Source organism: Streptomyces sp. NPDC058985 (genome assembly GCF_042740985.1).
Taxonomy (GTDB): domain Bacteria; phylum Actinomycetota; class Actinomycetes; order Streptomycetales; family Streptomycetaceae; genus Streptomyces.
This window is the reverse complement of record NZ_JBHYJX010000024.1, coordinates 30,499-55,363: the sequence shown is the minus strand read 5'-3', so window position 1 is coordinate 55,363 and position 24,865 is coordinate 30,499. Positions and strand designations below refer to the sequence as shown.

Below are 24,865 nucleotides of genomic sequence, written 5' to 3'. Positions count from 1 at the left end.
CTCAACTCGGTGCGCTGCGGGCGAGCTTAGTCCGAGCGGATCATCGCCGTGTCATATTCAGCAACCGCCTGAAACGGGCCTCGGGGCTGGAGTAAGGTCGGCACTTTTGCACGGCGGGGAATCATTCGAACACGATCCGTGAGCATGTTCGGATGTACGAAATTCACTCACCGTGATGGGGGAAAGGTGCCGGACTGCCCCGCGAACGCGCGCAGGCCCGGCGGTCTCCCGCCGGGCCTGCGTCGTGTGCCGTCCGTCCGGGCTAGCCCACGGACGAGTAGGCGACCACTCCGCGCAGCAGCTCCTCGACCGCCTTGCGCGCGTTCTTCGGGACCGTGGAGCCCTGGGCGGGTGCGGCGGCCGCGATCTGGCCGAGGACGTCGATGACCTGCTTGCACCAGCGCACGAAGTCGCCCGCCGGCATCTCCGCCTCACGGAGCACCTCGTCGAGGCCCTTGCCGGACGCCCACATGTACGCCGCCCAGGCGAAGCCGAGGTCGGGCTCGCGCTGGCCCACGCCCTCGGTCTGGCTGATCCGGAAGTCCTCCTCCAGGGCGTCGAGGCGGCCCCAGATGCGGACCGTCTCGCCGAGCGCGGCCTTGGCCTTGCCCGAGGGCACCTTCGGCGCCATCGCGTCGTCGGCGACCCGGGACTCGTAGACCAGCGCCGAGACGCAGGCGGCCAGTTCGGCCGGGGAGAGTCCTTCCCAGACGCCCTCGCGCAGGCATTCGCTGGCGAGCAGGTCCAGCTCACCGTAGAGCCGGGCGAGGCGCTTGCCGTGCTCGGTGACCTCGTCGCCACGCAGGTAGTCCAGCTCGGTCAGCAGCGCGACGATCCGGTCGAAGGTGCGGGCGATGGTGTTCGTCCGGCCCTCGATCCGGCGCTCCAGCTGCGAGGTGTCGCGCAGCAGCCGGTGGTAGCGCTCGGCCCAGCGGGCGTGGTCCTCGCGGTCGTCGCAGCCGTGGCAGGGGTGGGCGCGGATGGCCTTGCGCAGCCGGGCGATCTCCCGGTCGTCGGCGGCCTGGGAGCGCTTCTTGCGGGCCCGCTCCGGCGGGATGTGACCGGCCTTGGTACGCAGCGCGGAGGCGAGGTCGCGGCGGGACTGGGGCGAGCGCGCGTTGAAGGACTTCGGGATGCGCATCCGCTCCAGCGCCTCGACCGGCACCGGGAAGTCCATCGACGCCAGCCGCTTGACCTGCCGCTCGGCGGTCAGCACCAGCGGGCGGGGGCCGTCGTGGTGCTCGAAGCCGCGGTGGCCGTTGGACCGGCCGGCGGGCAGGCCCGGGTCCAGCACCAGGGCGAGGCCCGCGTACTTGCCCGTCGGCACGTGGATGACGTCGCCCGGCTTCAGCTTCTCCAGCGCCACGGCGGCCTCGGCGCGCCGCTGGTTGGCGCCCTGCCGGGCCAGCTCGGTCTCCCGGTCCTTCAGCTCGCGGCGCAGGCGCGCGTACTCCTCGAAGTCGCCGAGGTGGCAGGTCATGGAGGCCTGGTAGCCCTCCAGGCCCTCCTCGTTGCGCTGCACCTGCCGGGAGATGCCCACGACCGACTTGTCCGCCTGGAACTGCGCGAAGGAGGTCTCCAGCAGCTCCCGCGAGCGGTGCCGGCCGAACTGCTCGACCAGGTTGACGGCCATGTTGTACGACGGCCGGAAGCTGGAGCGCAGCGGGTAGGTGCGGGTGCCGGCCAGTCCCGCGAGGTGCTCGGGGTTCATGCCGCGCTGCCACAGCACCACGGCGTGGCCCTCGACGTCGATGCCGCGCCGGCCTGCGCGGCCGGTGAGCTGGGTGAACTCGCCGGGGGTGATGTCGGCGTGCTGTTCGCCGTTCCACTTGACGAGCTTCTCCAGCACCACCGAGCGGGCGGGCATGTTGATGCCGAGGGCGAGGGTCTCGGTGGCGAAGACGGCCTTCACCAGTCCGCGCACGAACAGCTCCTCGACGACCTCCTTGAACGTCGGCAGCATGCCCGCGTGGTGGGCGGCGACGCCGCGCTCCAGGCCTTCCAGCCACTCGTAGTACCCCAGGACGTGCAGGTCCTCGGTCGGGATGGAGGCGGTGCGCTCCTCCACGAGGGCGCGCACTCTGTCCCGCGCGTCCTCGTCGTTGAGCCGCAGGCCGGCGTAGAGGCACTGCTGGACGGCGGCCTCGCAGGCGGCGCGGCTGAAGATGAAGGTGATCGCCGGCAGCAGTCCCTCGGAGTCGAGCCGTTCGATGACCTCGGGGCGGCTGGGCGTCCACACCCGGGAGCGCTGCCGGCGCTCGCGCTCCCGGTCGGCCTCCTTCATGGCGCGGCCGCGCCTGCGGTCCTGGTAGGACGGGCGGCTCGCCTCCATGCGCGCCATGCGCGTGAGGTCCGGGTTGACGGCTCTCTTGCGGCCCTCGCCCTCCTCGAACAGGTCGTACATCCGGCGCCCGGCGAGCACGTGCTGGAACAGCGGCACGGGCCGGTGCTCGGAGACGATCACCTGGGTGTCGCCGCGGACGGTGTCGAGCCAGTCGCCGAACTCCTCCGCGTTGGACACGGTCGCCGACAGTGACACCAGGGTCACGGACTCGGGGAGGTGGATGATCACCTCCTCCCACACGGCGCCGCGGAAGCGGTCGGAGAGGTAGTGCACCTCGTCCATGACCACGTACCCGAGGCCGAGGAGGGTCTGGGAGCCCGCATACAGCATGTTCCGCAGGACCTCGGTGGTCATGACGACGACCGGGGCCTCAGAGTTCACGCTGTTGTCACCGGTGAGGAGGCCGACGCGGTCCGTGCCGTAGCGGCGGCACAGGTCGGCGTACTTCTGGTTCGACAGCGCCTTGATGGGTGTCGTGTAGAAGCACTTCTTGCCCTGCTGGAGGGCGAGGTGGACGGCGAACTCGCCGACGATCGTCTTGCCGGAACCCGTGGGCGCGGCCACCAGCACGCCCTTGCCCGCCTCGAGGGCCTGACAGGCCTCGATCTGGAAGGGGTCGAGGCCGAAGTCGTACATCTCGCGGAAGGAGGCGAGCGCGGTGGCCTGCTCGACAGCGCGCTGACGGGCTGCCGCGTACCGCTCGGCCGGTGAGAGATCCTCTGTCATCGTGCTTTCGAGCGTACCGGGCCGCACTGACAACAGGACGATCATTATCGGGAACGGCCCTGTGGGGGTTCCGTGGGGGCGGCGACGTCCGCCGTCACCGCCCCGGCGGCGCTAGGTCACGTCGTCGTAGCCGTTGACCCGGTCCCTCGTGGCCTGCTCGGGCAGGGCGCGGGCGGTGGTCACCGCCTCGACCTCGTCGATGCTCTCGGGGGTCAGGTCGAGGTCCGACGCCTCGTCGTCGTCGGGCTCCAGGGCGTCGCGGCGGAGCCTGCGGCGGTCGTTCACCAGGGAGACGCCGACGGCGCCGAAGTACAGGACCCAGATCGGCCCGGCCAGCATGACCATGGTCAGCGGGTCCGTGCTCGGCGTGGCGATGGCCGCGAACAGCGTGATGCCCATGATCATCCCGCGCCACCAGCCGAGCATCCGCCTGCCGGACAGCACTCCGGTGAAATTGAGCATCACGAGCAGCAGGGGCAGCTCGAAGGAGAGTCCGAAGACGATCACCATGCGGGTGACGAGGTCGAGCAGGTCGTCCAGCGGCAGCAGGTTGTCGACCTCGCTCGGCGTGAACTCGATCAGCACCTCCGCGGAGGTGGGCAGCACCGCGTAGGCGAAGTAGGCGCCGATGAGGAACAGCGGGGCGCCGGTGGCGACGAACGCGTAGGCGTACTTCTTCTCGCTGCGGTGCAGCCCCGGGGCGACGAACGCCCACAACTGGTAGAGCCAGACCGGCGAGGCCAGCACGATGCCCGCCGTCAGCGACACCTTCAGCGCCAGGGTGAACGGGCCGAGCAGACCGTTGATGGTGATCTGCGCGCACGGCTCCGAGCCGGCCGTCGACTCGGCCAGCTCCGCGAAGGACTTCTCACAGCCGATCGAATCGAGGATCGGCTCGGTGAGGACGTTGATGATCTCCTGGTAGAAGAAGGCCGCGGCGACGGTGACGACGACGATGGCCAACAGTGCCTTCGCGAGCCGGTTGCGGAGCTCACGAAGGTGCTCCGCCAGGGGCATCCGCCCCTCGGGGTCCCTCTCCTTGGTGCGGGCAGGCTTCAGCAACCCACGTTCCCATCTCGTGCGGCGGGCCGGAGGTCACCGGCCCTGCGTCAGCGCTTGGTCGTGTCCGTCGGCTCGTTGACCGGCCGGGAGCTGGTCACGTCGCCGGGGGCGGCCTGGATGGTGCGCTGCGCCGCGGACTGCTCGGGGTTCGGCGGGTCGGCGGGGGCGGACGCGTCGGTCTTGCCCTCGCTCTTCATCGCCTTGGCCTCGCTCTTGAGGATGCGCGCGGACTTGCCGAGGGAGCGCGCCATGTCCGGAAGCTTCTTCGCGCCGAACAGCAGGATGATGACGACGAGGATGAGAATGATCTCGGGGGCTCCGAGCCTTCCGAACATAAGTCTTTACCTTCTCACCGAGGCGGCTGGGTTGGGGTGCTGTCCGACCGGCCGGACATACGTCCGATCGATCGTCTTGTGCAGCGATCGTAACGCTCAGGGGTAAACGTGAGGCAATCCCCGTGCGTACTCCCGTCCGCGGCCGGGCCTCGTTTTCCGCGCCGCGACCAGCAGCGTACCTTCAGTGGCCTGTGGGGTGACAGGGCGAAGCGGTCCACAACGCGACTCGCGCGTGTCCGCCGGGCCGGTCACGGGGCCGCGTGGCGCGGTGCTCGCGTTCACAGGGCGTCCACGGAACGGGCGGCGCTCTCCGTGGCCCGCTCCAGATCGTCCGCGGCCCGGCCGATCCTGCGGGCCGAGTCCGTCACCTGCCTGGCCAGTCGCTGCGTCTCCACGAACACCTTCACGGCGAACACCGTGAGGACGGCGAGACCAAGGAAACCCAGGGCAACGGCGAACATCGGCCAGAACATGACGTCGAGACTAGACGGTGGAGTGCAGCCGCAGTGTCCTGACCCCGCCACCCGTGAGCAGTTCCACGACCCGCTCCCCGGCCGGCTTGCGGACCGCGGAGCCGCACTCGGGGCAGGTGAACGAGTAGAAGGTGGTGCGGCTGGAGGCGCCGATGGCCAGCCGCAGGGCGCTCGCGGCGAGTTCGAAGCGGCCCCGGCAGTCCGGGCAGCCCGCCTTGAACACGATCGGCGACACCCGTCTCATGCCCGCGAACGCGGACGCCGCCGACATGCCCGGCCCACCTGGTCCCAGGGGCTCGCTCACAGTCCTCGCTCCTGCCTGTCGTGCGGGCCCTCGACCGTCTCGACACCGGCCTGCGGACCGGCCGCCTCGATCCCGTCGTAGGCGGCCAGCGCCTCCCGGGCGGCGTGCCGGGCGCTGTCGGCCAGCTCGGGCGGGGAGACGATCCGGCCGTCGCGGCCCAGCCGCAGCGCCAGCCGCCGCAGCGAGGCCGGCTCGGGGGTGCGCAGCGTGATGCGCAGGCCGCCGTCGGGACGCTCCTCCGCGCTGTCGTGCGGGTAGTACTCGGCGACCCAGCGCCCGCCCGGGCCGACCTCGACGACGACCTCCGGGTCCTCCGCGGCCGGCTGCACCAGCCCCTCCGACAGGTCCCGCAGCTCCACCTCGGGCGGCGCCGACGGCTCGTCCAGGATGCGGATCTCGGCGACCCGGTCGAGGCGGAAGGTGCGCCGCGCCTCGGAGCGGCGGCACCACGCCTCCACGTAGGTGTGCCCGACGCTGACCAGCCGGATGGGGTCGATCTCGCGCTCGGTGACCTCGTCGCGGGCCGGTGAGTAGTAGCGGATCCACAGCCGGCGGCGCTCCGAGATCGCCCGGTCGACGTCGGCGAAGACGCCGCCCTCCGATTCGAAGGTGACGGACAGCCGCGAACTGGCGCCCGCGGCCTCGCCGGCCGAGGTCTCCACCTTGGCGGTCGCCCGCAGCAGCGCCTGCCGGTCGCTCTCCCGCAGGCCCGGAAGGGTCGCCACGGCACGCGCGGCGACCAGCAGCGCGGTGGCCTCGTCGGCGGCGAGCCGCAGCGGCTCCGCGGCGTCCGCGCCGAGCGCGGCCGGATTGTGCCACCAGATGCGCTCGCCGTCGGTGTCGATGTCGAGCAGGTCGCCGCCGCGGAAACTGGTGCCGCACATGGGCAGCACGTCGAGGTCGGAGACCAGCTCGTCCTCGGTGATGCCGAAGGCCCGCGCGACGTCCTCGATCCGCGCCCCGGGACGCTCCCTCAGATACGTCACCAGGGACAGCATCCGCCGGGTCTGGTCGATGGCGTTGACTGCCCTGACCGGTTTGCCTGCCACTGTGTTGTCCGCTCCCCCTCAGCCCTTGGCGACGGCACGCAGCCGGTCCACCACGTCCGCACGCAACTCCGCGGGCTCCAGCACCACCACGTCCGGCCCGAACTCGACCAGCCAGGCGTCCAGGCCGTGCCCGTACGGAATCTCCAACTCGTCCCAGCCGTCACCGAGTTCCCGTACGGCGGTGGCCTTCGCCCGAAGGGGGTAGCCCGCGCCCGTGCGCAGCCGGATCCGCGCCGAACGGTCGGCGGTCTCCCCCGCCCAGCTCGCGACCGTCTCGCGGACGGTGACGACATCGGGCACCTGCGCGGTAAAGCGCCCGCCGCGCGAGCGGACCCGGCCGGTGATCCGCGACAGCCGGAACACCCGCTCGGCCCCGCGGTCCCGGTCGAAGCCCGCCAGGTACCAGTGCCCGCGCCAGCACTCCAGCGCCCAGGGCTCCACGTGCCGGGGCTCGGGCTGGGCGGCGTTGGCCTTGCGGTAGTCGAAGCCGACGGGCCGGCGGTCGCGGCAGGCGAGCATCAGCGGCTCGAAGGCCGCCTCGTGCACCGGGATGCGCGGCTCCAGCGCGCTGTGCGGCTCGTAGGGGTCGACGTCCTCCGGCAGTCCCGCCGCGCGCAACTTCTGCAGGGCGCCGCTCGCGGCACCGGCGAGCCGGGCCTGCTGCCACACCTTCGCGGCGAGCCCCAGCGCGGCGGCCTCCTCGGCGTCCAGGGTGATGGGCGGCAGCCGGTTGCTGTCCCGGCGGGCCAGGTAGCCGATCTCGCCGTCGAGGCTCTCCACGGTCTCGATGACCAGTCCGAGTTCGCGCAGGTCGTCCTTGTCGCGCTCGAACATGCGGTTGAAGGAGTCGTCGGAGCCCGCTTCGAGGTAGGCCTCGACGGACTCACGCAGCTCACGCTTGCTGAGCGGCCGCCGTGTCCCGAGCAGACACAGCGCCAGGTTCATCAGCCGCTCGGCCTTGGCAATGGCCATCGACGCCCTTCTCCCTATGGTGCTTACGACGGATGACCGTACCGCCCCGGGGTGGCGCGGCAAAAGCCGAGGGCCCATGCCCGGACAGGCATGGACCCTTGATGACCGGCTCTGATCACCGTCCGTTCGGACGTCGATCAGACTCCGAGCAGATCGACCACGAAGATCAGCGTCGAGCCGGGCGGGATCGCCGGGGTCGGGCTCTGGTTGCCGTACGCCAGGTGCGCCGGGATCGTCAGCTGGCGGCGCCCGCCGACCTTCATGCCCTGCACGCCCTGGTCCCAGCCCTTGATGACCCGGCCGCCACCGAGCGGGAAGCGGAACGGCGCACCGCGGTTCCAGCTGGCGTCGAACTCCTCGCCCGTGCTGAAGGTCACGCCCACGTAGTGGACGGTCACGGTCTGACCGGCCTCAGCAACCGGGCCGTCGCCCTCCCAGATGTCCTTGATCTCGAGGTCCGCCGGCGGCTCGCCGCCCGGGAAGTCGACCTCGGGCTTGTCGATGCTCACGTGTTCAGCTCCTGCTTGTCTGCGGAAAGGCAACGGCCCAAGTCTTACATCTCCGGAGCGTCACATCTTCGCCAGGATGTCGACCGAGAAGACAAGCGTGGAGTCCTTCTCGATGCCGCTGCCCTCCGGCGGGCTGTCGCCGTACCCCAGGTCCGGCGGGATCACGATGAGGACGCGGCTGCCGACCTTCTTGCCGGTCAGACCCTGCGACCAGCCCTTGACGACCTGCTGCAGCGAGAACGACGTCAGCTGCTTCCTGCTGTACGTCGAGTCGAACTCCTTGCCGCCGTCCCACACCACGCCCTTGTACTGCACGAGGACGCTGTCCTGCGCGCCGACCTCGGCGCCGTCGCCCTCCAGGACGTACTCCGCCACGAGCTTCTTCGGCGCGCCGGCGTCGGGCACCTCGATGGAGGGAGCCTTGCCGTCGGTGTTGGTGCCGACCTTGGGCAGCGCCGCGTCGTCCTGCGGCACCTCCTCGCCCTTGGCCGAACTCCTGGCGTTGAACGTGTCCTGCAGATCGACCACGAACACCAGCGTGTCGGTGCCCTTGATACCCGCCTGCTCGTTGCCCTGCTCGCCGTACCCCCACTTGGGCGGCACGGAGAACTCGACGCGGCTGCCCGTCTTCTTGCCCGTGAGCGCGTACCGCCAGCCGTCGATGATGCTGCCCTGGGCGAGCTGGATGACGAGAGGGGTCCCCCGGTCGTAGGAGTTGTCGAAGACCTTCGCGCTCTGCCAGACCTGACCGAGGTAGTTCGCCGACACGAAGTCGCCCTCCGCGACGGCCTTGCCGCCGCCCGCGATGACCGTCTTCACCGCGAGGTCCTTGGACGGCTCCCCGCTGCCCTTGGCGACCGTCGGCTTCTCGTCGAACTTCGTCCCCGCCGTGATGGCCGGCAGCGGACCGTCGACGATCTTCGGCGGCGGCGGTGCCGACGTCGTGGCCGACGCCTCGGGCGACGGGCTGTCGGTCGCGTCGCTCGAAGAGCCGGAGTCGTCGTCACCGCATGCGGCGAGCGTGGCCAGTCCCACGGGGACGGCGATGAGGAGGGAACGTCGGCGCACGGTGGGGGCCTCGTATCGATGGGGGTCTGCGTGATGGCGTGCCCGCAACTCTACGGCGTGAGAAGGGCACCGTACGGATAACGTACGGTGCCCGTGTGGCGTTCCGCCCTTTCGCGCGGTGACGCCTTGCTCACCCGGCCCTGGTCACATGCCCGCGATCAGCTTCTCCACCCGGTCGTCCACCGAACGGAACGGGTCCTTGCACAACACGGTGCGCTGCGCCTGGTCGTTGAGCTTGAGGTGGACCCAGTCGACGGTGAAGTCCCGCCGCTGCTCCTGCGCCCGCCGGATGAAATCGCCGCGCAGCCGCGCCCGAGTGGTCTGCGGCGGTACCGACTTGCCCTCGAAGATCTTCAAGTCGTTGGCGACCCGGGCCGCCTGACCCTTCTTCTCCAGCAGGTAGTACAGGCCACGACGCCGGTGGATGTCGTGGTAGGCGAGGTCTATCTGCGCGACCCGCGGATGCGACATGGTCATGTTGTGCTTGGCCCGGTACCGCTCGATGAGCTTGTACTTCATGACCCAGTCGATCTCGGTGTCGATACGGTCGAGGTCCTCGGCCTCGATCGCGTCCAGCGTGCGCCCCCACAGCTCCAGCACCCGCTCCACGGTGCCCGTACGGATACCGCGGCGCTCGCAGAAGTCCACGGCCTTCTCGTAGTACTCCCGCTGCACCTCCAGCGCGGACGCCTCCCGGCCACTGGCCAGACGCACCTTGCGCCGCCCGGTGATGTCGTGGCTGACCTCGCGGATCGCCCGGATCGGGTTCTCCAGGGTCAGATCGCGCATCACCGTGCCCGCCTCGATCATGCGCAGCACCAGGTCGGTGGCGCCGACCTTGAGCAGCATCGTCGTCTCCGACATGTTCGAGTCGCCCACGATGACGTGCAGGCGCCGGTAGCGCTCGGCGTCGGCGTGCGGCTCGTCGCGGGTGTTGATGATGGGACGGGAGCGGGTGGTCGCCGAGGAGACGCCCTCCCAGATGTGCTCCGCCCGCTGACTGACGCAGTACACCGCACCGCGCGGCGTCTGCAGCACCTTGCCGGCACCGCACAGCAGCTGCCGGGTCACCAGGAACGGGATGAGGATGTCCGCGAGCCGCGAGAACTCCCCGTGCCGCGCCACCAGATAGTTCTCGTGGCAGCCGTAGGAGTTGCCGGCGGAGTCGGTGTTGTTCTTGAAGAGGTAGACGTCGCCCGCGATTCCCTCCTCGTGCAGGCGTCGTTCGGCGTCCACCAGGAGTCCCTCGAGAATGCGCTCGCCCGCCTTGTCGTGGGTGACGAGTTCGATCACGTTGTCACATTCGGGTGTCGCGTATTCCGGATGTGATCCCACGTCGAGATAGAGGCGGGCCCCGTTGCGCAGAAAGACATTGCTGCTGCGGCCCCATGACACGACACGGCGGAAGAGGTACCGCGCCACCTCGTCAGGCGACAGGCGGCGCTGTCCCCTGAACGTGCACGTGACGCCGTACTCGTTCTCCAGCCCGAAAATGCGGCGGTCCATGACTGAACATTACGCCTGATGACCCGAACTGAAACGGGGTTCGACGGCACGGTTTGGATCATTTTCCGATGAAGCCGCAACCACCGCTCCCCGCGCGGGAGCTGCGAGGACCCGCCCCGTGGCCACCAGCACGAGCAACGACACCGCCCCCGCCGCCCCGGGCACGGCGAAGCCCCACAGGGCCCCGCCGTGCTCCACCACGGGCCCCGTGAGCCCGGTGCCCACCGACGCCCCCACGGTGAAGGTCGTCACCAGCCACGAGAACGCCTCCGTCACCGTCCCGCGCGGGGCGTGCACATCGACGAGAACGAACGCACAAGCGATGCACGGCGCCAGGAAGACACCCGCGAGAACCGTGAGCAGCACCATCGCGACCACACCCGGCATCCACATCAGCGGCAGGTAACAGACCGCCAGCAGCGCCACCAGAAGGCGCAGTCGCCTGGCCGGCTCACCGACCCACCGCCTCGCCCCGTACACCGCCCCTCCGACCAGCGCACCGAGCCCCAGGGCCGCCATCAGCCACCCGTACACCGCGTCACCGCCGTGCCCGTCCGCGTACGGCACCGACGCCACGGTGATGGAACCCAGCGCCATCCCGATGAACAGGAACGCCCCCAGCAGCGCCAGCAGCCCGCCCGAACGCAGCGCGCCCAGCCAGTGCGCCTCCCGCGGCGCCGACCGCCACGCACGCGAGGGCGGCGACACCACCACCGACAGCGCACCCAGCACCCCCAGCCCGTTGAGCACCAGCAACGCGACCAGCGGCGACCACAACGACACGCACACCGTCACCAGCAACGGCCCGACCGTGAACATGACCTCCTGCGCCACGGCGTCCATCGCGTACGCCGTGTGCACCTGCTCCTCCTTGCCGAGCACACTGGGCCACAGCGCCCGCAACCCGCCCTCCAACGGCGGCGTGAACAACCCGGCCGCACCCACGGCCGCATACGCCAGCACGGCCGACCCGGTACCGGCGAAGGCGAACACACCCATCGCCAGCGCCGACAGCACGGCCGCCGGCAACTGCACCAGAGGCTGCCCGCGCAGGTCCACCAGCCGCCCCAGCACCGGCTGCCCCACCGCGTTCGCTACGCCGTACACGGCGGCCAGCGCCCCCGCGAGGCTGTACGAGCCGCCCTCCGCCCGCACGAACAGCACGATCGCGATCGCCGCCGTGGCGTTGGGCAGCCGCCCCACCAGCGTGCCGACCAGCAGCCGCACGGCGTGCCGCGCCCGGAGGATGTCCAGATACCCGGCAACCACGCGGCGCCCCCTTCTCCTGCTGCACTCACTGACGTGCTGACGTGTTACGTATAACTACTCCCGCCATACGTACCATGTCGCCAGTTCACGAGTCCAGACGAAAGCGCAGGCGAACGGTGGCACAAGGCAGCACCCGCCCCACGAGCCGGGACGTCGCCCAGGCAGCCGGAGTGTCCCAGGCCGCGGTCTCCCTGGTACTCGGCGACAAATGGCGCGGCCGCGTCTCCGAGCCGACCGCACAGCGGGTCCGCGACGCCGCCCACGAGCTGGGCTACCGCCCCAACCTCGCCGCGCGCAACCTCCGCCTCGGCCGCACCCGCACCGTCCTGCTGGTCGTCCCCGCGCTGACCACGGAGTTCTTCGCGGAGGTGTACACCGGCGCCGCACGCGTGGCCGCCGAACACGGCTTCGGCGTCGTGCTCTACCCCTCCCCCGAAGGCGTGGGCCCCGCCAGGGACCCCTTCGCCTCCGCCCAGGCCGCGCTGGACGGCGTCATCGCGTCCTCCATGGCCGCCGACGCCCTCTCGGCCATCCGGGGCGACCAACTGCCCCTCGTCATGCTCGACAGCGATCCCGAGGGCAGCCTCGGCGCCGCCACGGTCAACCTCGACATCGCCGACGGCATCCGCCAGGTCGCCGACCACCTGCTCACCCTGGGCCACCGCCGCTTCCTCCACCTCGCGGCCGACGTACCCTCCTGGACCTTCGAGGTACGCGCCCGGGAACTGGCGACCCGGCTGTCCGCCACGCCCGGCACCGACCTGCGCACGGCCCGCGCGCCCATCTCCATCGAAGGCGCCCGCACCGCCACGGAGACCGCGCTCAGAGCACCCGGACCCCGGCCCACGGCCCTCGTCTGCGACGACGACAAACTGGCCGCCGGCGCCTACAAAGCAGCCCGACGCGCCGGGCTGCGCGTCCCCGACGACCTCTCCGTCACCGGCCTGGACGACCTCGGCCTCGCCACCGCCATCGACCCCGAACTGACCACGGTCCGCCTCGACGCGGAAGCCTTCGGCGAACGGGGCATGCGGGCACTGCTGGCCGTACTGGAAGGGCAGGCCCCCGAGGAAGGGGACCTGCCCGTCAGCCTGGTCGTACGGGGCTCCACGGCACCACCGCGGTGAGCGGGGCGGGGCGGCGCGCAGCCGCCCCGCCTCCTCCTACTCGTCCGACTCGGCGTCGACGTCAGCGTCGTCCGCGTCGGGCGTACCGGCGTCATCGGCACCCGCGCTCGCACCGGAATCCAGCAGCCGCGACAACTGCCCGCCCACGATCCGCTTGAACTTCCGCTGCTGCGGCCGCGTACGGTCCAGCACCGCGACCTCCAGCCGCTCCGCCGGAATCTCCCGCTCACTGCCGTTGGTGTCACGGGACAGCGCCTGCACCGCCAGCTTCAGCGCCTCGGCCAGCGTCATGCCGTCCCGGTGCCGCTGGTCCAGGTACCCGCTGATCTGCTCCGCGTTGCCCCCGACCGCGACCGAGCCGTGCTCGTCCACGATCGAACCGTCGTGCGGCAGCCGATAGATCTGATCACTCTCCGGACTGTCACCGACCTCCGCGACGACCAGCTCCACCTCGTACGGCTTCTCGGCCTGACTGGAGAAGATCGTGCCCAGCGTCTGCGCGTACACGTTCGCCAGACCACGGGCGGTCACGTCGTCCCGGTCGTACGTGTACCCGCGCAGATCGGCATAGCGCACGCCGCCGATCCGCAGGTTCTCGTACTCGTTGTACTTACCGGCGGCCGCGAAGCCGATCCGGTCGTAGATCTCGCTGAACTTGTGCAACGCACGGGACGGGTTCTCACCGACGAACACGATGCCGTCGGCGAACTGCAGCACGACCAGGCTGCGGCCACGGGCGATGCCCTTACGGGCGTACTCCGCCCGGTCGGCCATGGCCTGCTGGGGTGAGACATAGAACGGCGTCGACACCGGTTATCCATCCCTTTCTGGAGACGTCACTGGACCACCTGACAACACGAACGCACCCGCTACAGCAGCGCGGCCCGCGGACCGTCCGGGTGCTCGAGCCGCCGCTCCAGCACCGCACGGGCCAGCTCCGAGCCCTCCTCATCGCTGAGCCGGCGGAAGCCGTCCTCGGTGATCACAGTGATGATCGGGTAGATCCGGCGGGCGACGTCGGGACCACCGGTCGCCGAGTCGTCGTCAGCCGCGTCGTACAGCGCCTGGACCACGAGCGTCGTGGCCTGCTCCTCGGTCAGATCCTCACGGAACAGCTTCTTCATCGCACCACGCGCGAAGATCGACCCCGACCCGGTGGTCGCGAAGTTCTGCTCCTCGGAGCGCCCGCCCGTGACGTCGTACGAGAAGATCCGGCCCGTACCCCGGTCCACGTCGTACCCGGCGAACAGCGGCACCACGGCCAGCCCCTGCATCGCCATGCCCAGGTTGGACCGGATCATCGTGGACAGACGGTTCGCCTTGCCCTCCAGGGACAGCTGCGCCCCCTCGACCTTCTCGAAGTGCTCCAGCTCCAGCTGGAACAGCTTCACCATCTCCACGGCCAGACCCGCCGTGCCGGCGATGCCCACCGCCGAGTACTCGTCGGCCGGGAAGACCTTCTCGATGTCCCGCTGGGCGATCATGTTGCCCATGGTGGCCCGCCGGTCACCGGCGAGGACGACGCCTCCCGGGAACGTGACGGCCACGATCGTGGTGCCGTGCGGCGCCTCGATCACGCCCTGCACCGGCGGCAGCTGCCGGTTGCCCGGGAGCATCTCCGGCTGGTGCGCACCGAGGAAGTCCATGAAGGAGGAGGACCCGGGCGTCAGGAAGGCAGCTGGTAGACGCCCGGTGCTACGAGTGTTGGCTTCCACGCGATTCCCTCCACGTAAGCGGCAGCCCGCCTTATGGCATCGGGCCGATCCTTGAACTGCCCCAAGGCTGCGTTGCAGCTGAAGCACAGTACGCCTCGGACCCTACCCGTCTTGTGGCAGTGATCCACATGTGCGGCCGGAGCCGCCAAACATATGCAGCAGACGCCGCCCTGGCCGGCGATCAACTGATCGCGCTCGGCTTCAGTGAGGCCGTACTTGCGCTTGAAGTAACTCGCCCGGAGGCGCTTCGCACGGCATGCACGGCAGTAACTCGCCCAACCGTCGGAGGTGGACTTGTTCCGCTCCCACTCGGAGTGAGGCTTCACCTCACTGCACTGCGGACATCGCTTGTGCCCTGGTGGGACAAAAACTTTCTCGCGCACCTTCTTGCCCTTGGCCTCCTGGCGCCGTCGGTAGTACTCAGCAGAGCACTCCCGGCAGTACGCCTGGAGACCGTCGGACACGGACTTGTTGCTGGCGAACGCCGCCCTCGGCAAGTGTTGCTTACACCTCGAGCAGCGCCTCAACGCCGACTTTCCGATCACGCCACAGCCCCCCGATTTCACCTTTGAATCAAAGGTGAAATCACTCTCCACCCTTCTGCACGAAGGACCTCACGAAATCCTCGGCATTTTCCTCGAGTACGTCGTCGATCTCGTCCAGGACGGAGTCCACGTCGTCGTTCAGCTTTTCCTGGCGTTCCTTGAGGTCCTCGGAGGCCTGCGCGTCCTGCGCCTGCTCCTCGACCTCCTCGGTGGACCGCGTGGCCTTCTGCTGCCCGCCGCCGGTGTCCTTGGTCGCCATAACCCTCACCCCGCTCGGTTCGCCCGACACAGTTGCTCGGTTCAAGATCAGACCCTACAAGCCGGGTCCGACATCGGCCCCGCAGTTGCTACAACGTGCGGGGGCCATCTCGATGGTTCCCGGACCCGGTGACTTTCCACCTCGTCCGGCGGTCTCCTTCTGGTGTACCCGCTGGGTGCCGTTACCCGCCGGCCAGCACCTTGACCAGGTCTTCCGCGGTGCGGCAGCGGTCCAGCAGCTCCTTGACGTGATTACGCGTTCCGCGAAGCGGTTCCAGGGTTGGCACCCGCTGGAGCGAGTCCCGGCCCGGCAGATCGAAGATCACCGAGTCCCAGGAGGCCGCCGCGACGTCGTCCGCGTACTGCTCCAGACAGCGGCCGCGGAAGTAGGCGCGGGTGTCCTCCGGCGGCTTCGTACGGGCCCGCTCGACCTCGTTCTCGTCCAGCAGCCGCTTGATCCGGCCGCGCTCCACCAGACGGTTGTACAGGCCCTTGTCGGGGCGTACGTCGGCGTACTGGAGGTCCACGAGGTGCAGCCGGGCGGCGTCCCAGTCCAGGTTGTCGCGGCGCCGGTAGCCCTCCATCAGCTCCCGCTTGGCGACCCAGTCCAGCTCGCCGGCGAGGCTCATGGGGTCGTTCTCCAGGCGGTTGAGGGTGTCCTCCCAGCGGCCGAGGACGTCCTTGGTCTGGTCGTCGGCGTCCGCGCCGTACCGCTCCTCGACGTACTTGCGGGCCAGTTCGTAGTACTCCATCTGGAGCTGGACCGCGGTCAGTGTGCGGCCGCTGCGCAGCGTGACCAGGCGTTTGAGCGTGGGGTCGTGGGAGACCTGGTGCAGGGTGCGGACGGGCTGGTCGACGGCCAGGTCGACGGCGATGAAGCCGTCCTCGATCATCGACAGCACCAGAGCCGTGGTGCCGAGTTTCAGGTAGGTCGAGATCTCGGACAGGTTGGCGTCGCCGATGATCACGTGGAGCCGCCGGTACTTCTCGGCGTCCGCGTGGGGTTCGTCGCGGGTGTTGATGATGGGCCGCTTGAGGGTGGTCTCCAGGCCCACCTCGACCTCGAAGTAGTCCGAGCGCTGGCTGAGCTGGAAGCCGTGCTCGTGCCCGTCCTGGCCGATGCCGACGCGGCCTGCTCCGGTGAAGACCTGGCGGGAGACGAAGAAGGGCGTCAGGTGGCGCACGATGTCGGAGAAGGCGGTCTCCCGCTTCATCAGGTAGTTCTCGTGCGTGCCGTAGGAGGCGCCCTTGTTGTCGGTGTTGTTCTTGTAGAGGTGGATCGGCTGGGCGCCGGGCAGCTGGGCGGCCCGGTCGGCGGCCTCGGCCATGATCCGTTCGCCGGCCTTGTCCCACAGCACGGCGTCCCGCGGGTTGGTGACCTCCGGAGCGCTGTATTCGGGGTGGGCGTGGTCGACGTAGAGCCGTGCTCCGTTGGTGAGGATGACGTTGGCCAGGCCGATGTCCTCATCGGTGAGCTGGCTGGAGTCGGCCGACTCGCGGGCGAGGTCGAAGCCTCGCGCGTCCCGCAGCGGGTTCTCCTCCTCGAAGTCCCAGCGGGCCCGGCGGGCCCGGTGCATCGCCGCCGCGTAGGCGTTGACGATCTGGGACGAGGTGAGCATGGCATTGGCGTTCGGGTGGCCGGGGACGGAGATCCCGTACTCCGTCTCGATGCCCATTACTCGCCGTACTGTCATGCGGCCCTCCTTGCCCGGCGGTGCCCTCGGTCGTGGGCACCGCTCAAGTACCGCTGGCGCTCCGATGCGTGTGCGGTGCCCGTCCCCGCACTGCGCGACTCGGCGGTATGGAAGAGCCTAGAACGCCTTTGCACTGGTGGGGAGATCATTTGCGGCATTGCCTTGCTCCAGTCGGGGCTCCGGAAAACAGTCGGCTGCGGGTACCCATTGTGGGGACCCGCAGCCGCCCCGCCTTTTACAGGTACTGACCGGTGTTTGCCACCGTGTCGATGGAGCGCCCGGTGTCCGCGCCCTGCTTTCCGGTGACGAGCGTACGGATGTACACGATCCGTTCGCCCTTCTTTCCGGAGATCCTGGCCCAGTCGTCCGGGTTGGTGGTGTTCGGCAGGTCCTCGTTCTCCTTGAACTCGTCCACGCAGGCCTGGAGGAGGTGGGAGACGCGGAGGCCCTTCTGGGTCTTCTCGAGGAAGTCCTTGATCGCCATTTTCTTGGCGCGGCCCACGATGTTCTCGATCATGGCGCCGGAATTGAAGTCCTTGAAGTAAAGGACTTCCTTGTCGCCGTTGGCGTAGGTGACCTCCAGGAAGCGGTTCTCCTCGGATTCGGCGTACATCTGTTCCACCGCCGTCTGGATCATGCTCTGGACGGTGGCACCCCTGTCCTTTCCGTGTTCGGAGAGGTCGTCGGAGTGGAGCGGGAGGCGCTCGGTGAGGTACTTGCCGAAGATGTCCTTGGCCGCCTCGGCGTCCGGACGCTCGATCTTGATCTTCACGTCGAGCCGGCCGGGCCGCAGGATGGCGGGGTCGATCATGTCCTCACGGTTGGAGGCGCCGATCACGACCACGTTCTGCAGGCCCTCCACACCGTCGATCTCGGCGAGCAGCTGGGGGACGATGGTGTTCTCCACGTCCGAGCTGACGCCGGAGCCGCGGGTGCGGAAGAGGGATTCCATCTCGTCGAAGAAGACGATGACGGGGGTGCCCTCGCTGGCCTTCTCGCGGGCTCGCTGGAAGACCAGGCGGATCTGCCGCTCGGTCTCGCCGACGTACTTGTTGAGCAGCTCGGGGCCCTTGATGTTGAGGAAGAAGCTCTTGCCGGCGGCTTGGCCGGTGACCTCGGCGACCTTTTTGGCCAGCGAGTTGGCGACGGCCTTGGCGATGAGCGTCTTGCCGCATCCGGGGGGTCCGTAGAGCAGGACTCCCTTGGGCGGTCGCAGCTCGTGCTCCCGGAACAGGTCGGGATAGAGATAGGGGAGCTCGACCGCGTCGCGGATGGCCTCGATCTGTCCGCCGAGGCCGCCGATCTGCTCGTAGCCGATGTCGGGGACTTCTTCGAGGACGAGTTCCTCGACCTCGCTCTTGGGCACGACCTCGTAGACGTAGCCGGAGCGTGGTTCGAGCAGGAGGGCGTCGCCGGGGCGGATGGTGAGTCCGCGCAGGGGTTCGGCGAGCCGCACCACCCTCTCCTCGTCGGTGTGCCCGAGCACGAGGGCTCGCTCGCCGTCCTCGAGGATCTCCTTGAGGGTGACGATGTCGCCGACACTCTCGTACTCCATGGCCTCGACCACGTTGAGTGCTTCGTTGAGCATCAGTTCCTGGCCGCGTCGGAGCTCGTCGAGCTCGACGCTCGGGCTGACGTTCACCCGGAGTTTGCGGCCGCCGGTGAAGATGTCGGCGGTGCCGTCCTCGTTGGCCTGCAGGAAGACTCCGAAGCCGGCCGGTGGCTGGGCCAGCCGGTCGACCTCCTCCTTGAGGGCCACGATCTGGTCGCGGGCCTCGCGGAGTGTGCCGGCGAGCCGCTCGTTCTGTGCGGAGACGCCGGCCAGGTTGGTCTGCAGTTCGACGATCCGCTCTTCGAGAATTCTCGTGTGCCGCGGAGATTCGGCGAGCTTGCGTCGCAGGACGGCGATCTCCTGCTCAAGATAGGCCACCTGCCCGGCCGGGTCCTCGGACCCGCGTCCCGGGCGGATGCCGCGGTTCATGTCGTCGTCGTGGGCTGCCACGGTCCTCACCTCCTCCATGGGGAGCTGGACGCTTCCAGACCCTACCTGGGTGGGTGTCGATTGAAACCCCTAGATCACAAAGACTGTCGGGGTGTGTCCGATCTTCACCCTTGCGCTCTCCCTCACGCCAGGGGAATACCCACCGGACGTGAATGGAACCCAGGCGGGGGTACGCTCGAAGCGTTCAACACCCGTCAGAGCTGGCCGGATTCCCGAGCGGCTCGGCGCAGGAGACGGCAGGAGAGATGAGCGTGCAGCAGGAGGCCGGAGTCGACGGCGAGGCTCTGGAGGTCTGGATCGACCAGGACCTGTGTACCGGCGACGGGATCTGTGCCCAGTACGCGCCCGAGGTGTTCGAGCTGGACATCGACGGTCTGGCCTACGTGAAGGGTGCGGACGACGAGCTGCTGCAGGCTCCTGGGGCGGCAACACCCGTGCCGTTGCCGCTTCTCACGGACGTGGTCGACTCCGCGAAGGAGTGTCCGGGCGAGTGCATCCACGTACGTCGGGTTTCGGACAGGGCCGAGGTCTACGGTCCGGACTCAGAGTGACCAAAATGTGACTCGTCGTCTACGGTGTGTGACCGATGTCTGTTGGGTCACACGGTGCGCGCCTGAGACGGCGCGTCGCTGACGAACGCGCCGTTCTCCCAGCGCCACTTCACGTCGTCGGTGACGTCGGGGCAGCAACTGGGCACGTCGGACGACGAGTAGCCGAGCAGGGTGGCCCGTACGGCTCCGTGGCCGTCCACCGTCAGCTCGGTGACGGTGTGGCGGTCCTTCGGGTCCACGAGGGTGGCCACGACCCGCGGCTTGCCTGCGTCGGCGCCGCGTGTGACGACGTACACCCCGTCGGGCGGGGTCCCCATGGGTGCGTCGCAGTGCACGGCCGCCACGGTCTCGGGCCGTCCGTCGCCGTCGAGGTCGCCGGTCGCCGTCTTCTGCACCACCGCCTTGACCGGGCCGCACTCCAGGGGGAAGGCGACGGCCGCCGGATCGGGGGGCGTGCCGTGGGCCGGCGCGGTTTTCGGTCCGGCGGCGGGCTGTGCCGCGGTGGCCGCGTCGGGCTGGAGGACCGAGGACAGGGCGACCACCGCGGCGACGGCCGTGGCGGTGGCGACCCAGTGGATCGGCCGGGTGTGCGTGTGGGACAGGTCCGGAACGGCGGGGTGCTGCACGAGGAGTGTCTCCTGTGAGGGCTGTGCCGGTGGGGGTGGCCAGCATCGTGCCACACGTCACAGTGCGGGGGAACGGCGGGGTGGGTACCTGGTCGGATTGCCGTGTTCGCGGCTCGCTTCCCCGGGGTGTCTGTCAACGCGAAGACGCCGTGGGGGGGGTTGGGGGGGGGGGGGGGGGGCACCCCCCCCGGGGCGTTGGTGGGTAGAAAGACGGGGGGGGGTGGGGGGCGGGGGCGCCCGGGGGCGGGGGGGGGGCGGGGGTCGAGCGCGGGGGGGGGTGCTCCCCCCCCGCGCGCGGGGGGGGGGGGGGGGGGGGGGCCCGCCCCCCCCCCCCCCACGGCGTACTTGCGTTGATCAAGGCACGGGCTGCTCTAGCGGCCGGCGCCTCCGTCGGCGTTGGGGCCGGCGTAGTCCTCGCCGTAGGCGCCCTTGGCGGGGCGGCGGCGGCGCATGGGGGGCTCGACGCCGTCGGCGAGGCGGCGGGCGGTGAGCAGGAAGCCGGTGTGGCCGATCATCCGGTGGTCCGGGCGGACGGCGAGGCCCTCGACGTGCCAGTTGCGGATCATCGTCTCCCAGGAGGTCGGCTCGTTGAAGGAGCCGATCTCGCGGATGGACTCGACGGTCCGGGCGAGCTGGGTGGTGGTCGCGACGTAGCAGCACAGGATGCCGCCGGGCACGAGGGCCTTGGAGACGGCCTCCAGGCACTCCCAGGGGGCGAGCATGTCGAGGATGACGCGGTCGACGTCGGTGTCGGACAGGTTGTCCTGGAGGTCGCCGACGGTGAGCTGCCAGGCGGGGTGCGGTTCCCCGAAGTAGCGCTCCACGTTCTGGCGGGCGATGTCGGCGAAGTCCTCGCGGCGCTCGTAGGAGTGCAGCATGCCCTGGTCGCCGATGGCGCGCAGGAGGAAGCTGCTCAGCGAGCCGGAGCCCACGCCGGCCTCGACGACGCGTGCGCCGGGGAAGATGTCGGCGAAGGCGAGGATCTGTCCCGCGTCCTTCGGGTAGACGACGGCTGCCCCGCGGGGCATGGACAGGACGTAGTCGGGGAGCAGGGGGCGCAGCGCGAGGTAGGCGACGTTCCCGGTGGTGCGGACAACGCTGCCCTCGGGAGCACCGATCAGTTCGTCGTGGGGGAAGGAACCCTTGTGGGTGTGGAAGTTCTTCCCGGCCTCGAGCGTGAACGTGTAGTGGCGGCCCTTGGGGTCGGTCAGCTGAACCTGGTCCCCGACCTTGAAGGGCCCGCGCCTGCGGGCGGCACCGGTCGGTTCGGACATGTGACCAGCCTACCGGTTTCCTGCCGGGGGCTTGACCAGCGCCGGGGCCGGTGGCTGCGTGCGGGCGGACGGCGCGGGCGGTGCGGGGTTGGCCGCGCGGTTTCCGGCGCCCCTTCGGACCGCGTTCAGCTGGGCCTTGCCATGGCCTTGACGAAGGCGCGCTCGACGTCGGCGGCGGAGAGGACGCCGTAGATCTCGCCGGTCTCCTCGATCACGAGGTACTCGCTGGCGGGGTTGGCGCGCAGGGCGTCCAGGAGTTCTTCGCCCGAGAGTTCGGCGGAGACGCGCATGCCGTCGGTGAGGTCCTGGGCGAGGGTGCTGACCGCGACCCAGGGGCGGCGGTGTTCGGGTACGCCGACGATGGCGGCCTCGCGGACCAGGGAGACGGGGCCGCCTTCGGTGTCGACGACGACCAGGGCGCGGGCTCCGGAGGCGTTGGCGCGGCGCAGGGCCTCGGAGAGGGGGGTGTCGGCGGGTACGGGGACGGCGCGCCGGGTGAGGGCGCGGGCGCGCAGTTCGGGGAGGTGTTCGCGCAGGCGGGCCATGCGCAGGCTGTTTCCGGCGCCGGTCCAGATGATGGCGGCGAGGATCGCGGCGAGCAGGGCGTCCATGACGGTGTCCATGCCGACGTTGTCCACGGCGTCGGAGCCGAGGGCGCCGGACTGGGTGAGCAGGGGCAGCCCGATCAGGACGGAGACGGCGAGGGCGCGGCCGACCCAGGCGGCGGCGACGGTGCCGTGCATGGGCTTGCCGGTGATCTTCCAGACGATGGCGCGGAGCATGCGGCCGCCGTCGAGGGGGAGGCCGGGCAGGAGGTTGAAGGCGGCCACGATCAGGTTGGAGATCATCAGGCCGGCCAGCAGGACGCCGGGGACGGTGCCGGGTTCCACGGGCAGCAGGGCGAGGTAGAAGACGCCGGCGAGGACCAGGGAGAGGAGTGGGCCGACGAAGGCCAGCACGAATTCGCGGCCGGGGGTCTCGGCCTCCTTCTCGATCTCGGAGACGCCGCCGAAGAACTGGAGCTGGATGCGGCGCACGGGGAGCTTGAAGCGGAGTGCGGCGACGGTGTGCGCCAGTTCGTGGACGAGGACGGAGGCGTAGAAGGCGACGGCGAAGAAGAGGGAGACCAGGTAGCGGGCGGCGCCCAGCTCGGGCAGCACGCGGTCGAGCTGGCCGCCGAAGACCCAGGTGATGAGGGCGGCGACGAGGAACCAGCTGGGTGCGACGTATACGGGCACGCCGAAGGGCCTGCCCATCAGGAGCCCTCCGCCGGGCTCGGGCCGGCGCTGCGGCGGCCGTCCGGGGCCGCTCTTGCCGCCGCCGTGGGGTTCGCCGCCGGCGTGGTGGGCGGGGGGACGGGGCGGGGAGTGCGGGGGCGGGGTGTGGTCCGGGTTCTGGCCCGGGTTCTGGTCGTCGTTGTTCTGGCCCGGGTCCTGGTTGTCGTCGGGGCCCTGGGGTGCCGGGCCCGGTGTCCCGGGTGTCGTGGGGGCCGCGGGGTCCGGATGTGCGCCGTCGGCGGCCGGGGCCGTGGGACCCGGCTGGGGCCGGGCCGACTCGTCGTTGCCGGACCGCGGGTGCCCGCTCCCGCCGCTCACGTCCACGGTGTCCCCTCGTTCGAAGCGTCTCCCGCCTGCCGGACGGGAGGGTCTCCTGTCGATGGTATGCGTCCGTCCCCGTCCGTTCCGCCCCGGCACCCCTGTGCTTCCCTTCCGTCACGGGGGTCACGGGCCATGGGCTGGGTCACTGTCGGTGGCGGGCCGTAAGGTCTGTGGGCATGGAGACGAGCATCGAGGATGTCGCAAAGGACGCGGGCGGACCCGCCCGACCGGCGACGACGGTGGCGGACGGCGCGGACGCGGCGGTGGGCGCGGAGGCCGTCGCCCCCGCCCCCGTGGCGATACGGCCCGCCTCGCTCTCGCCCTCCCGGGCCGGCGATTTCATGCAGTGCCCGTTGTTGTACCGGTTCCGGGTCATCGACCGGCTGCCGGAGAAGCCGAGCGAGGCGGCGACGAGGGGCACGCTGGTGCACGCGGTGCTGGAGCGGCTCTTCGACGCCCCGGCGGCCGAGCGCACCGCGCCGCGGGCCAAGGCGCTGGTTCCCGGTCAGTGGGACCGGCTGCGGGAGAGCAGGCCGGAGGTCGGCGAGCTGTTCGCGGACGATCCGGAGGGCGAGCGGCTGGCGCGGTGGCTCGGGGAGGCGGAGCGGCTCGTCGAGCGGTGGTTCACCTTGGAGGACCCGAGCCGGCTGGAGCCCGCCGAGCGGGAGCTGTTCGTGGAGGCGGAGCTGGACTCGGGGCTGCGGCTGCGCGGCATCATCGACCGGGTCGACGTGGCTCCCACGGGCGAGGTGCGGATCGTCGACTACAAGACGGGCAAGGCCCCCAGGCCGCAGTATGCCGAGGGCGCGCTGTTCCAGATGAAGTTCTACGCGCTGGTGGTGTGGCGGCTGAAGAAGGTCGTCCCGCGGCGCCTGCAGCTCGTCTATCTCGGCAGCGGCGACGTGCTCACCTACGATCCGGTCCTCGGCGACCTGGAGCGGGTGGAGCGCAAGCTGCTGGCGTTGTGGGAGGCGATCCGGCTGGCGACCGAGACGGGTGAGTGGCGTCCGCGTCCCACCAAGCTGTGCGGCTGGTGCGACCACCAGGCGCACTGCCCGGAATTCGGCGGTACTCCCCCGCCGTATCCGCTGCCGGTGAGGGCGGCCGAGTCCGGTGGCACCGAGCAGGGCAGAATGGGGCCGGGCTAGCCGAAGGAGACTTACGTGGCCATCCGCGTCCTACTGGTCGACGACCAGCCGCTGCTGCGCACGGGCTTCCGGATGATTCTGGAGGCGGAGCAGGACATCGCGGTCGTCGGCGAGGCCGGCGACGGCCTCCAGGCACTCGACCAGGTGCGGGCGCTGCAGCCCGATGTGGTGCTGATGGACATCCGCATGCCGCGGATGGACGGTGTGGAGGCGACCCGGCAGATCACCGGGCCCGAGCGGGACGGTCCGGCGAAGGTGCTGGTGCTGACCACCTTCGACCTCGACGAGTACGTGGTGGAGGCGTTGAAGGCGGGTGCCAGCGGGTTCCTGCTGAAGGACGCTCCGGCCAACGAGCTGGTGCAGGCGATCCGGGTGGTGGCGGGCGGCGAGGCGATGCTGGCGCCGAGCATCACCCGGCGGCTGCTCGACAAGTACGCCACGCATCTGCCCTCGGGCGACGAGCCGGTGCCGGACACGCTGCACACGCTGACGGACCGCGAGGTCGAGGTGCTGAAGCTGGTGGCCCGGGGTCTGTCCAACGCGGAGATCGCCGCCGACCTGTTCGTCAGCGAGACCACCGTGAAGACGCATGTGGGTCATGTGCTGACCAAGCTGGGCCTGCGGGACCGGGTGCAGGCGGCGGTGTACGCGTACGAGAGCGGCCTGGTCCGCCCCGGCGCGCAGTAGAGCGGCAGAGCAGCGCGAAGGGC

Annotated in this window: 24 protein-coding genes; 4 read left to right on the top strand and 20 right to left on the bottom strand. The window is 70.1% G+C overall.

All coding sequences use genetic code 11. The features are described 5' to 3' along the window. Window positions 1-262: 262 nt before the first annotated feature. From ACFW01_RS21630 to ACFW01_RS21580, 11 genes are all read right to left on the bottom strand, one after another. Window positions 263-3,115 carry a DEAD/DEAH box helicase gene (locus tag ACFW01_RS21630; protein ID WP_384505655.1) on the bottom strand — a complete coding sequence of 951 codons (2,853 nt, stop codon included), beginning with the start codon at window positions 3,113-3,115 and terminating at the stop codon, window positions 263-265. A gap of 66 nt (window positions 3,116-3,181) precedes the next feature. Further along, window positions 3,182-4,132 carry a twin-arginine translocase subunit TatC gene (gene tatC / locus ACFW01_RS21625; RefSeq protein WP_234958385.1) on the bottom strand — a complete coding sequence of 317 codons (951 nt, stop codon included), beginning with the start codon at window positions 4,130-4,132 and terminating at the stop codon, window positions 3,182-3,184. A 47-nt stretch (window positions 4,133-4,179) separates the two neighbouring features. After that, window positions 4,180-4,467 (bottom strand): Sec-independent protein translocase subunit TatA, encoded by a 288-nt coding sequence (gene tatA, locus ACFW01_RS21620; protein ID WP_064727025.1) that lies wholly within the window; start codon window positions 4,465-4,467, stop codon window positions 4,180-4,182. Window positions 4,468-4,745: 278 nt separating this feature from the next. Beyond that, complete coding sequence (locus ACFW01_RS21615; protein ID WP_122617307.1) at window positions 4,746-4,940, bottom strand: hypothetical protein; 195 nt, start codon at window positions 4,938-4,940, stop codon at window positions 4,746-4,748. 10 nt (window positions 4,941-4,950) lie between these two features. After that, entirely contained in the window at window positions 4,951-5,211 is a 261-nt protein-coding gene (locus tag ACFW01_RS21610) for a hypothetical protein (protein ID WP_161328323.1), read from the bottom strand. A gap of 29 nt (window positions 5,212-5,240) precedes the next feature. After that, window positions 5,241-6,293 carry a WYL domain-containing protein gene (locus ACFW01_RS21605; RefSeq protein ID WP_234958386.1) on the bottom strand — a complete coding sequence of 351 codons (1,053 nt, stop codon included), beginning with the start codon at window positions 6,291-6,293 and terminating at the stop codon, window positions 5,241-5,243. 18 nt (window positions 6,294-6,311) lie between these two features. Next, window positions 6,312-7,265 carry a WYL domain-containing protein gene (locus tag ACFW01_RS21600; RefSeq protein ID WP_234958387.1) on the bottom strand — a complete coding sequence of 318 codons (954 nt, stop codon included), beginning with the start codon at window positions 7,263-7,265 and terminating at the stop codon, window positions 6,312-6,314. Window positions 7,266-7,402: 137 nt separating this feature from the next. Continuing rightward, complete coding sequence (locus ACFW01_RS21595) at window positions 7,403-7,774, bottom strand: FKBP-type peptidyl-prolyl cis-trans isomerase (protein WP_059299658.1); 372 nt, start codon at window positions 7,772-7,774, stop codon at window positions 7,403-7,405. A gap of 60 nt (window positions 7,775-7,834) precedes the next feature. Continuing rightward, window positions 7,835-8,842: an FKBP-type peptidyl-prolyl cis-trans isomerase gene (locus ACFW01_RS21590; protein ID WP_384505648.1), complete on the bottom strand. Its 1,008-nt coding sequence runs from the start codon at window positions 8,840-8,842 to the stop codon at window positions 7,835-7,837. Between the two features lie 144 nt (window positions 8,843-8,986). Beyond that, on the bottom strand, window positions 8,987-10,348 hold the full coding sequence (gene pafA, locus ACFW01_RS21585; RefSeq protein WP_064727032.1) for a Pup--protein ligase: 1,362 nt from the start codon (window positions 10,346-10,348) through the stop codon (window positions 8,987-8,989). Window positions 10,349-10,357: 9 nt separating this feature from the next. After that, the gene (locus ACFW01_RS21580) at window positions 10,358-11,617 is read right to left on the bottom strand and encodes an MFS transporter (protein ID WP_234958389.1); all 1,260 of its coding nucleotides are present in this window, start codon (window positions 11,615-11,617) and stop codon (window positions 10,358-10,360) included. Window positions 11,618-11,733: 116 nt separating this feature from the next. On the opposite strand from ACFW01_RS21580, the gene ACFW01_RS21575 reads away from it, so the two are divergent. After that, complete coding sequence (locus ACFW01_RS21575) at window positions 11,734-12,744, top strand: LacI family DNA-binding transcriptional regulator (RefSeq protein WP_384505644.1); 1,011 nt, start codon at window positions 11,734-11,736, stop codon at window positions 12,742-12,744. Window positions 12,745-12,780: 36 nt separating this feature from the next. Here the strand turns inward: ACFW01_RS21575 and prcA are convergent, their stop codons facing one another. The 6 genes from prcA to arc all read right to left on the bottom strand — a co-directional run bounded on the left by prcA (window position 12,781) and on the right by arc (window position 18,958). After that, window positions 12,781-13,554, bottom strand: a complete 774-nt coding sequence (gene prcA / locus ACFW01_RS21570; RefSeq protein ID WP_384505641.1) for a proteasome subunit alpha — start codon at window positions 13,552-13,554, stop codon at window positions 12,781-12,783. Window positions 13,555-13,613: 59 nt separating this feature from the next. Beyond that, entirely contained in the window at window positions 13,614-14,459 is an 846-nt protein-coding gene (gene prcB / locus ACFW01_RS21565; RefSeq protein WP_384505638.1) for a proteasome subunit beta, read from the bottom strand. After that, a complete protein-coding gene (locus tag ACFW01_RS21560) occupies window positions 14,411-15,004 on the bottom strand; it encodes an endonuclease VII domain-containing protein (RefSeq protein ID WP_384505634.1) in 594 nt (197 codons plus the stop codon). Before ACFW01_RS21560 ends, prcB begins: the two co-directional genes overlap by 49 nt. A 40-nt stretch (window positions 15,005-15,044) precedes the next feature. Further along, the gene (locus ACFW01_RS21555) at window positions 15,045-15,263 is read right to left on the bottom strand and encodes a ubiquitin-like protein Pup (protein ID WP_043374843.1); all 219 of its coding nucleotides are present in this window, start codon (window positions 15,261-15,263) and stop codon (window positions 15,045-15,047) included. 181 nt (window positions 15,264-15,444) lie between these two features. After that, window positions 15,445-16,956, bottom strand: coding sequence for a depupylase/deamidase Dop (gene dop, locus ACFW01_RS21550; protein WP_384505630.1), 1,512 nt, complete (start codon window positions 16,954-16,956; stop codon window positions 15,445-15,447). A gap of 235 nt (window positions 16,957-17,191) precedes the next feature. Next, complete coding sequence (gene arc, locus ACFW01_RS21545; protein WP_234958394.1) at window positions 17,192-18,958, bottom strand: proteasome ATPase; 1,767 nt, start codon at window positions 18,956-18,958, stop codon at window positions 17,192-17,194. Between the two features lie 245 nt (window positions 18,959-19,203). On the opposite strand from arc, the gene ACFW01_RS21540 reads away from it, so the two are divergent. After that, the gene (locus ACFW01_RS21540; protein ID WP_122617317.1) at window positions 19,204-19,509 is read left to right on the top strand and encodes a ferredoxin; all 306 of its coding nucleotides are present in this window, start codon (window positions 19,204-19,206) and stop codon (window positions 19,507-19,509) included. Window positions 19,510-19,556: 47 nt separating this feature from the next. On the opposite strand, the gene ACFW01_RS21535 is transcribed toward ACFW01_RS21540, so the two are convergent. The 3 genes from ACFW01_RS21535 to ACFW01_RS21525 form a co-directional block, all read right to left on the bottom strand. Next, window positions 19,557-20,135 (bottom strand): hypothetical protein, encoded by a 579-nt coding sequence (locus ACFW01_RS21535; RefSeq protein ID WP_384505625.1) that lies wholly within the window; start codon window positions 20,133-20,135, stop codon window positions 19,557-19,559. Between the two features lie 371 nt (window positions 20,136-20,506). Then, window positions 20,507-21,409 carry a tRNA (adenine-N1)-methyltransferase gene (locus tag ACFW01_RS21530; RefSeq protein ID WP_122617319.1) on the bottom strand — a complete coding sequence of 301 codons (903 nt, stop codon included), beginning with the start codon at window positions 21,407-21,409 and terminating at the stop codon, window positions 20,507-20,509. Window positions 21,410-21,534: 125 nt separating this feature from the next. Further along, window positions 21,535-23,010, bottom strand: a complete 1,476-nt coding sequence (locus ACFW01_RS21525; RefSeq protein ID WP_234958396.1) for a site-2 protease family protein — start codon at window positions 23,008-23,010, stop codon at window positions 21,535-21,537. Between the two features lie 173 nt (window positions 23,011-23,183). Here ACFW01_RS21525 and ACFW01_RS21520 point away from each other — a divergent pair, with 173 nt between their 5' ends. Continuing rightward, entirely contained in the window at window positions 23,184-24,155 is a 972-nt protein-coding gene (locus ACFW01_RS21520; RefSeq protein ID WP_234958397.1) for a RecB family exonuclease, read from the top strand. Window positions 24,156-24,170: 15 nt separating this feature from the next. Beyond that, on the top strand, window positions 24,171-24,842 hold the full coding sequence (locus ACFW01_RS21515) for a response regulator transcription factor (RefSeq protein ID WP_064727043.1): 672 nt from the start codon (window positions 24,171-24,173) through the stop codon (window positions 24,840-24,842). Window positions 24,843-24,865: the final 23 nt, after the last annotated feature.

Coding starts and splice junctions, on each gene's coding strand:
- pafA (WP_064727032.1), bottom strand. CDS start 10,348: ATGGACCGCCGCATTTTCGGGCTGGAGAACGAGTACGGCGTCACGTGC.
- ACFW01_RS21615 (WP_122617307.1), bottom strand. CDS start 4,940: ATGTTCTGGCCGATGTTCGCCGTTGCCCTGGGTTTCCTTGGTCTCGCC.
- ACFW01_RS21520 (WP_234958397.1), top strand. CDS start 23,184: ATGGAGACGAGCATCGAGGATGTCGCAAAGGACGCGGGCGGACCCGCC.
- ACFW01_RS21555 (WP_043374843.1), bottom strand. CDS start 15,263: ATGGCGACCAAGGACACCGGCGGCGGGCAGCAGAAGGCCACGCGGTCC.
- ACFW01_RS21610 (WP_161328323.1), bottom strand. CDS start 5,211: ATGTCGGCGGCGTCCGCGTTCGCGGGCATGAGACGGGTGTCGCCGATC.
- dop (WP_384505630.1), bottom strand. CDS start 16,956: ATGACAGTACGGCGAGTAATGGGCATCGAGACGGAGTACGGGATCTCC.
- ACFW01_RS21630 (WP_384505655.1), bottom strand. CDS start 3,115: ATGATCGTCCTGTTGTCAGTGCGGCCCGGTACGCTCGAAAGCACGATG.
- tatA (WP_064727025.1), bottom strand. CDS start 4,467: ATGTTCGGAAGGCTCGGAGCCCCCGAGATCATTCTCATCCTCGTCGTC.
- ACFW01_RS21600 (WP_234958387.1), bottom strand. CDS start 7,265: ATGGCCATTGCCAAGGCCGAGCGGCTGATGAACCTGGCGCTGTGTCTG.
- ACFW01_RS21540 (WP_122617317.1), top strand. CDS start 19,204: ATGAGCGTGCAGCAGGAGGCCGGAGTCGACGGCGAGGCTCTGGAGGTC.
- ACFW01_RS21530 (WP_122617319.1), bottom strand. CDS start 21,409: ATGTCCGAACCGACCGGTGCCGCCCGCAGGCGCGGGCCCTTCAAGGTC.